Origin of the sequence: Aliagarivorans taiwanensis DSM 22990, from assembly GCF_000429505.1 — a bacterium.
GTDB classification, from domain to species: Bacteria; Pseudomonadota; Gammaproteobacteria; order Enterobacterales; family Celerinatantimonadaceae; genus Aliagarivorans; species Aliagarivorans taiwanensis.
Genome location: NZ_AUBZ01000066.1, coordinates 1 through 6,450, shown reverse-complemented (window position 1 = coordinate 6,450; position 6,450 = coordinate 1). Strand labels below are relative to the sequence as shown.

Below are 6,450 nucleotides of genomic sequence, written 5' to 3'. Positions count from 1 at the left end.
AATTAGCATTGCTCAGGGTGAATTTTGGAATCAAATTCGGCCCGGCTAACTTCGAACTCCACAGACACAAGCATGCCACGTCATCGTTCCATGGAACGACCTCCTAGTATATGGATGATCTCGGCATTGGTCGGTTGTAGATATGCAAAGCTCAAACAGACGGGTAAGTAGTGATATATAGACAACTCATTCCATGGAACGACCAGTCACGATTAGTATTGCTTAGATAGCATCGTGGTATCAGTTAGCGGTTGTTGCTTTAGCGAGCGCTAACAGCTTGTAACCAAAGTCGTTCCATGGAACGAAGAGAGGTCTACTCCATTAACTTAGAAAGCTATGCGCTTGTATGAGCAATACTCGAATTAGTATGCATTGAGGCGAAAAATGGTATTGGTTTGTGAACTGGTTCAAACAATTCCCCGTGCCGCAAGCGCTCCATGGAACGAAGGAGCGCCCTCAAAAACAAACTTAGCAAAAAAGCCATGTAAATAGGGTAGGGCACACAGGCACCTTCTCCGGTTAGTATTGAATGCACATTGTGTTGAAAACAGTTGCAGAGAGTCCTCTTACCATTCAGGCCCTGGTACTTTAGCATCGCTTGTTCACTAAAGAGAAAATGACTCCATGGACCGAAGAGCCCATTAGTATTAATGGGTTTGAAATTTGGACACAGATCTCATTTAAGGGGATCCAGTCCACGCAGCGGTTAGTATTCATTGAGTTGCCTGATGAACACATTAACAGGAACGACTCGGTAACACACGCTCCTAAAGGATTTAGCATTAGTTCAATGGAAAATTGGTAAAGGTTTAGATGACGACCTATGAGCGCTGACAGTCCTTACACTGACGGCCAACTCTTGCTACAATCAGTGATGTGCTCAGACACATTCCTACCTAAAAGACCTCTAGAAGAAAGAAACCACCAACCCACTGTTATATAGAATAAGTATATGAACAAAGTATATATATAGCTACATAGCATATAGTGCAGTGTATGGCGCACTGAAATTAGCAGAGACAGGCGCTTAGTAGTATTAATGCGGGTTGGGCCGCACATAAATAGTGAGTTATCCCAAGTGATGGCCGATTATTGAACAAATATTTGATCCAATACTAATGCCAAGTTGATAGAGCGTTAGTTAGGCACTGGCTAACTGTAGGAAAAGAGCGACTTGGGGTTGATTTAACAGGCGAAAAGACTTGGCGTTACAGATGTCTTCAATCGTGTGGTTTGCTAGCAAAGATTTGAACGTTTGCTCCTGATTCTCAGGAGATTGAGCTGCTAACGACGTTAACACACCATCAATTCCACCAGGTTCGGCAATACTGTTGTCCGCATAACTGCCAGCTGACGTCAGAAACGGCGTAGAGCCAAATAGCTTACGGCGCTTAGCTAAGGCTGCTTTACGAGAGTCAAACCTATTTAAGTTCCCGATAATCTTTTTGATACTGCCCAATGCCTTGCTACAGACTAGCTTGAAAAAGTCGCTTGATATGAAGACCTCACCAATGGAACAGCGCTTAGTAGAGGGATTGTACTTAGTCTTGATAACTGCCATACCGGCGGTCTCTAAGTCCTTGTAGAACCGGGATACCCGATCCCAACGCTGCCGCTGCTCACTACCACCCAGCAGATCACACCTTTCCGCTATTGCGGCAATGGGTAGGGTTAACCTGAAGAAGTCCTTACCCTTGAGGTTGCCAGCGAACTCTAGGTTATAAATGGTATGCGATACCACCGACAATAACTTGTCGACCAGAGATTGGTGGGGGAGGGCGCGCTTGTTACACTGGTTTCTAAAAATGGCCCAGGCGTCTGTGGTAAACAGGTACCCGGTATCAAAACGCGACTGAAAGTCTTCTAGGATCTCTAACATGCCCCGGTGACGAGTGATACTAGATACCTCGAACTCAGAACCATTGCGATACTGAGCGATTTGCTTGAAGACGATACGTTTATTGATCATAACGCTTTGATTTTACACAGCAGATAGCCCCTTTCAATTTTGCAGGCTTGGAGATCACGATCTAAATTGATCCAATACTAAAGAAAAACGATCCAATACTAATAAGATCTGATCCAATGCTAACCCACTCTAAAATAACGCCTTTTTTAGTTAGCGAGAGAGGTCTCTGTTGTGTATTATTTCTATAACAAAGATGACTAGCCAGTGACCCTTAATGCGCGACCAGCTCGATACTGAACTACAACCACCGTTTATCTCCTTTTCATGTGATTACGATTGGATGTATATGTTTGCGCATAACAAAGAGTTGCTAATCGACGAAGATCCAAAGCTTCAAGCCTTTCTCAAAGCGCTGTACAAGCTGAGTACTGCCGGCAACGAGTTCATCGAACAGCATGACAATTACTATCTTGTATCGGCGAGGTACTTCGATTCGCTGGGCCGGGGCTGGGGACGCACCACCGTCGAACGTCTAATAAAACGGCTGATCAACGATATCAAACTAATCAATGTAGAAACGGTATATAAGAACAACACCAAGTATGCGATACGCTGTTTTACGCTTAACGATCCTGTAGACATCGTTATTGCAAATGCAGACAAGTTTCGCATCAAGCAAGAAGCCCGCAAGGCGAAACTTGAAACCATCTCAAGTGCAGAGCTAGCCACGTCAATGGGTAAACTTGGGGACATGTTTGAGCAGCACCAAGTCACCTTGTTTTCATTTTTGGGCCAGTTCCTGTCGAAGGTGATGTCACCTTCTTTGCACCGACGTAATAGCTACAAGCATACGATCAAAATCATGGGGGAGGAGGCTGTTGTAGAGACTACCTCCACTGAGGAATTCGGCGTATTTAAGATTAACCCCGATTTTCGCTATTACCTGGCAACGCTTACGTGTGCAGAAGAAATTTTGCGTCACCATCAAGCGCACCAGCCCAATCGAAGCTTAAGTTCGTTCCGGCAGTTCAAAATCCCCCTCTACGACATCAAAGAGAAGTCATCGAAGTCCATCGCTCAAGAACGCTCCGGGGATACGACTAGGCAAGTGTATAACAGCCTCAATCGGACATATCGCAGCTTTGTGGATATACGAGATCTACCGAAGACATTTTTGCAACAGCTTAACCTTGACGCTGGTGGCATCAATGAATTTTCTTTCAGATTTATCTCGACCTTAAGCTTCCGAAAAGAAGGCAAAAAAGACAAGCAGATCGCGTTGATTGAGTTTCCTGACAACATACATCGAATGCTAGTTAACCAGGTCAGGACCAATGCCAACAACCCCATAGCATCAGTAGAGTTGCTCCAAGAACAAGATGAGTTCTTGCAGTTAATGGTATTCCTGCACAGTGAGTTTGAAGCAAACAATTACCTGAAAGTGGACATGAACATCAAGCGTATTATTCGGGTGCTTCAGTTGTTTAACGGGAAGCGCTCAGCCCTTGAAGTATTCAACTGGTTAGCTGAGAAGCTCAACCTTCAAATGGTTGGCAGTGAGTCCCAATCGGTTAGAAGTTACGGACTAGAGATGAGTCTGTTTCTGTATGGCGATGACTACGATCTGGCAGCCGATGAACGTTATGGCTTGCGCATCAGCAACTACTTGGAACAGAAACGGTTACACGATGACTTAGTTTGTTCCGTTAGCAAAACATTCATCACCTCATAATCCCTAAGCCGAGCTTACGCTACGGTTGTGAAAGCATCTTTTTGAGGTCAGATACAACTTTTCTGAGCTTCATACTCGTTTTCGGCTTCCCGCTCCTGCTGCCTAGACTGTTCCATAAGCCCTTCGTGAATGAGATCTTGCCTAGCACTCCCATCCCGCCGATTACAGCCTCGTTTTAGGTTAGACATGTGGTTTTGCCGCGCCTTTTCATACTTTTGGGCACACCTGCCCATACGACGATGTAAATGACCGGATCAGCAGTTGGGGTATTAGTCCGCTGGCGGCACTGTGCAGCCACGTTGCGCCAACGCTGCGCTAATGCAGGCAACACTGCCAACCACCAGCTCTGCGTCCGCTAAAGATACCTTGGCGTTTAGCATGTCTTCGGCACTATAGGTTCGGGTAGAGAAGCGCTATATCCGAACGGTCAACTGGTATCGATGACACGAATTAGGAGTGATAACACCGATGCCATGAGAAGGCGGGGTGTTGACCGCACAACGATACAGGGCGTGCTGGGCCATGCTCTCGAAGCACACAAGAATCTCTATTCAACTCGAAACCCTATCAAAGTCACCTTGCCCTCCAGAAAGAAATGAAACACAATGGTACGCAATGCGTATTATTGAGTGAGAGCATGAGCCAACAGGAATATCTCAAAGGTGTGAAGGTAGAACTTGGTGTTACGTGGGATAAGCTCGCTGAACTAGCGAACATTAAACCTCGCGCCCTAAAGACATATCGAATGGCTGAAACATCAAAAGATTACAGGGTGTTACCGCCCCTCGCCAAAGATGCGATTGAGCGTGTCAGAAGTGATGCGCAGCGCACAAAATAAATACTTGAAAAGGTACGCAATGCGTACCATAATGGAGTTGTGGAATTTGTGGAATTTGAGAAGGGAAAATGCAACAAGGCGTGGTGTATCTAGTGGAAGTTGGCCTTGAAGACGGGTCAGTAGAAAAAATGACAGCACATGTAGCGCTATTCGGTGGTGAGCCCACAGCAAGAGTAGCTGTTGTAGACCATTGTCGTCGCCATCGCCGAAATGCAGTTTCGACGAGAATTGTGGCGCAAAAGCCCAAACCAAGGACGCGTGAACGGTTAGGAGCAGTAGTGCTAAATAACAAGCAAACAAAAGCAGAACTGGAAGAAGACGGTTTTGTGTTTCTAACGAAATTTTTAAACGCTTCTTACTGAACACAGGGCGCTCAATGAGCGCCTTTTCTTTATGCCCGTTCTGGGCGTTTGTTTCCTTACTGCCCGGTATTCATGGGCTATTGTTACCCTAGATGCTCAAAAATCGTATTGAGTAAGGCTTTTAGCCCGATCTGGAGGAATAGCCTTGGTCCGACCACTACCTAAAACGCTGGACCCAGTTGGAGGCTTCAGACCCAAGCAAGCGGGTGTTATCAGCCCTCGTGAGTTCCGAACTTTGCTAATGCGGATTGATATTAGAGACAAAGATCCAGTGTTAGTAGCGCGGGATACAACGATGCTTTGGTGTTGCTACGCAAGCGCATTTAGGGCTGTGGAGATAGCTGGCTGGTTAGTTCGCGAAGCGTTGTACCCAGATGGCTCGCTGTGCCCTATGACCCGCATAAGAGCGTCAGCGACTAAAGGGAGCAACCCCACGGTGGCACCAGTGGTAGTCAAAGACCAACGCGCAGCGCTAAACAGTTGGTTTGATATGCGGGTGCAAAAAGGGATCATGCTTGGTTCGCCCAAAGAATATAGAGGTCTACATCCTGACAGCCCGGTTTTTCCAAGGTACTACGCTGGCAGAGTGTTCGAGTCACTCGGGTCGGCGTAGTGTGGCCGATGCACTCAGCAGACGCGGAGTAGATGAAACAGTCATTCAGGGTGTGCTGGGGCACAGCTGTATTGAGTCTCAAAGTCTATATAGCGATCTTGATTTAGCCGCGTTCGATGAGGCTCACGAACGCTTGTTTAGCGGCAAGTCACCGAAGTTCTAACCACGTCTTCGTCGGTGCCAGTGCCTTCGCCACGCATAAGGGTTATTGGAGGGTTTAGCGACCGGGCAGGCTTTTAATAACGCTTGCTTGGCTGTTTCTTCGTCAATATCGAACCACTCACCGAGCTTGCGACGCCCCTTAAATAGTTCGTGCAGCTCTAGTTCTACTTCTCTTGCTTCGCGTTTTGGTGTCCGGGCTGCGACCAGCCTTAAACGGTATCCGCAAGCGCTCTCTAACCCGGCCTTGCGCTTCTTTGGCTCTCGGCTGATACCGATCTTGATAAAGCCACTTAAGTCATTGGCTATCAAGTAAACTTTCTGGCGCAAACAGGTAATTCCATTGTGACAACTACCACAAGCGTAGCAGGTTGAAGGGTGTATATACCCCAAAATGCTGATATGCTCACACTAAAGTAAATTACTTTATTTAAACCTTGCAAATAAAGCGAAACACTTTATATTAATGAGTATGGAATTAATTAAGTACATCGAAGAGTACTACAACGGGTCACAAGCAGAGTTTGCTGTGGCTCAAGGGGTTAAGCCTCAGCAGGTCACACAGTGGATTAATAAAGGCTTCGTGGTTTTCAACCACACGCTATATAGCCCGAGGCGTGACTTACAGTTGAAATTGGAAGAGTAAGGGAAATTTTGGCATGGCAAAGCTAACGCTCAAACAGCAGATCGCACAGCTGGAACTAGAAAAACAGCTGCTAGCAACTCAAAACGCCGGGTTACGGATGATGCTTGAAGTAGTGTTAGATACAACTCCTGATCGCGCTAACTTGCATAGCGCCATCAGGAAAATGTTAAACGAAACCAAGTAAGGATATT

The 6,450-nt window shown here is 46.3% G+C and carries 7 protein-coding genes; 5 read left to right on the top strand and 2 right to left on the bottom strand.

The window, feature by feature from the left end:
• Positions 1-1,141: 1,141 nt before the first annotated feature.
• Positions 1,142-1,969 (bottom strand): hypothetical protein, encoded by an 828-nt coding sequence (locus G462_RS0119865; RefSeq protein ID WP_026960534.1) that lies wholly within the window; start codon positions 1,967-1,969, stop codon positions 1,142-1,144.
• 214 nt (positions 1,970-2,183) lie between these two features.
• On the opposite strand from G462_RS0119865, the gene G462_RS0119860 reads away from it, so the two are divergent.
• The 4 genes from G462_RS0119860 (at position 2,184) to G462_RS25175 (ending at position 5,617) form a co-directional block, all read left to right on the top strand.
• The gene (locus tag G462_RS0119860) at positions 2,184-3,641 is read left to right on the top strand and encodes a restriction endonuclease subunit S domain-containing protein (protein WP_026960533.1); all 1,458 of its coding nucleotides are present in this window, start codon (positions 2,184-2,186) and stop codon (positions 3,639-3,641) included.
• Between the two features lie 637 nt (positions 3,642-4,278).
• Positions 4,279-4,479 carry a hypothetical protein gene (locus G462_RS0119855; protein ID WP_157378699.1) on the top strand — a complete coding sequence of 67 codons (201 nt, stop codon included), beginning with the start codon at positions 4,279-4,281 and terminating at the stop codon, positions 4,477-4,479.
• 68 nt (positions 4,480-4,547) lie between these two features.
• Complete coding sequence (locus tag G462_RS0119850) at positions 4,548-4,841, top strand: hypothetical protein (RefSeq protein WP_026960531.1); 294 nt, start codon at positions 4,548-4,550, stop codon at positions 4,839-4,841.
• Between the two features lie 485 nt (positions 4,842-5,326).
• Positions 5,327-5,617 carry a tyrosine-type recombinase/integrase gene (locus G462_RS25175; protein ID WP_084405152.1) on the top strand — a complete coding sequence of 97 codons (291 nt, stop codon included), beginning with the start codon at positions 5,327-5,329 and terminating at the stop codon, positions 5,615-5,617.
• Here G462_RS25175 and G462_RS0119840 read toward each other — a convergent pair.
• Positions 5,614-5,943, bottom strand: a complete 330-nt coding sequence (locus G462_RS0119840) for a GIY-YIG nuclease family protein (protein ID WP_026960529.1) — start codon at positions 5,941-5,943, stop codon at positions 5,614-5,616. The genes G462_RS25175 and G462_RS0119840 overlap by 4 nt on opposite strands.
• Positions 5,944-6,272: 329 nt before the next feature.
• Here G462_RS0119840 and G462_RS24620 point away from each other — a divergent pair, with 329 nt between their 5' ends.
• A complete protein-coding gene (locus G462_RS24620) occupies positions 6,273-6,443 on the top strand; it encodes a hypothetical protein (protein ID WP_157378698.1) in 171 nt (56 codons plus the stop codon).
• Positions 6,444-6,450 lie beyond the last annotated feature (7 nt).